Origin of the sequence: Paenibacillus alba, from assembly GCF_013204855.1 — a bacterium.
Lineage (GTDB): Bacteria > Bacillota > Bacilli > Paenibacillales > NBRC-103111 > Paenibacillus_E > Paenibacillus_E alba.
The window spans coordinates 1-1,384 of sequence record NZ_JABMKZ010000001.1 but is presented as its reverse complement, the minus strand read 5'-3'; the positions used below and the strand labels follow the sequence as shown (position 1 = coordinate 1,384).

Genomic DNA, 1,384 nt, shown 5'->3' with positions numbered 1-1,384 from the left:
TTTTCCAGTATTATTCAATTATCCAATGAACAGCTTTGAACACCTCGGGGTGCTTTCGAGGACGGCCTCTCTTCTTCTTTCTCTTACGCCCTGTACTAGTTTTTGTCTTTACCACAACCAATGCGTCCTTCCAATTGATCAGGAGCTTGTCGGCATGGGACAACAGTTTTCTTAGAAGAAAGAGACAGGTTTCCCCGGTTTCGGTGCTTAAACGAATGAGTTCCACCATGGCATAAGCGATCAGAGACAAGTATATTTGGTTCCATACGGCAGAAGGCTTGGTATTGTAGAGCTTCTTCAAATTCATATTTCCCTTCATGGATCGAAAGAACAATTCGATTTTCCACCGATACTTGTAAATATTACTGATTTCCTCTGCAGAGAGATCCCATCGATTCGTGAGTACCCGAATCCGCACCAACTTCTTCTTTCGATCAACAAACGTGTACTCCACCAGCCTCAGCCGAAAGACTTCCTTTATTTTTGGCTCCACGATATCCACATCGGCATCTAAAATGACGGAAGACTGACCTGTGACGCTTCTCGTTTCCACAATCTTACACTTGCTGTTCGCCTTGATGCGAGCCACGAAGCGGATTCCTGTTAGAGCCCATTGTTGGTACGAGGCGTAATGGATGTACCCTCGGTCAAACACATACGTATAATTTAGCTCGGCCATTAGTTTTGTGGCGACTTCTTGATCCGAGACCGCAGCGGTAGAGAGGACGACTTTTCCAGGACAAACACTGTCGTGACTAGCGGCAACGAGCATGGTGTGCATTTTGACGGCATTCTGAGTCTCAGAAACGTAGGCCCATTTGCCATAGATGGGAGGGAGTCGGATTTCTGAAGAGTCAATAATCGCTAAATGACCCACGGAATCGAGTCCAGGTTTCTTCACGTAGTGAAAGGCAATGGCTTGATAGAGAGTCTGGAAGATTTCTTGGAAGAGCTCTAAGGGAATATCCTCCAATTTTCGGTGGAGAGCGGCCCCCGAGATAGATGGCAGGTTAAGCCAGTCCTGAAACCATTCGGTCACCCTCAGATGTTCCGCGATATCCTCGAGGGTCTTTCGAGAGGCAAGCGTTGCTTCAAGAAAGAGAAGAATGGCTTGACCGGTCTTTAATTTGCAGCGATAGTCCCTGAACAAATCTCCATAGTGAACATTGAGCCATTGAAGGCATTGACGCATGACGGTTTTTGTTGGTATATTATCCATGGGTGCTCCTTTGGTCGGGTAACATGCCTCATAATGACCATAGGAGTTTTTTTGTGCATCGTCCAGATAAATACATCAATTAATCCCATATTTAGGTAGTAATTATAAATTATTTAGACGATACTTTTTTCGGATTTCCATGTTAGGTTTGATGCAAAGCTATTG

General features: G+C 45.0%; 1 protein-coding gene. It reads right to left on the bottom strand.

Annotation, left to right across the window (positions count from 1 at the left end; all coding sequences use genetic code 11):
- Positions 1-10: 10 nt before the first annotated feature.
- A complete protein-coding gene (locus tag HQN90_RS00005; protein ID WP_173215284.1) occupies positions 11-1,219 on the bottom strand; it encodes an IS4 family transposase in 1,209 nt (402 codons plus the stop codon).
- Positions 1,220-1,384 lie beyond the last annotated feature (165 nt).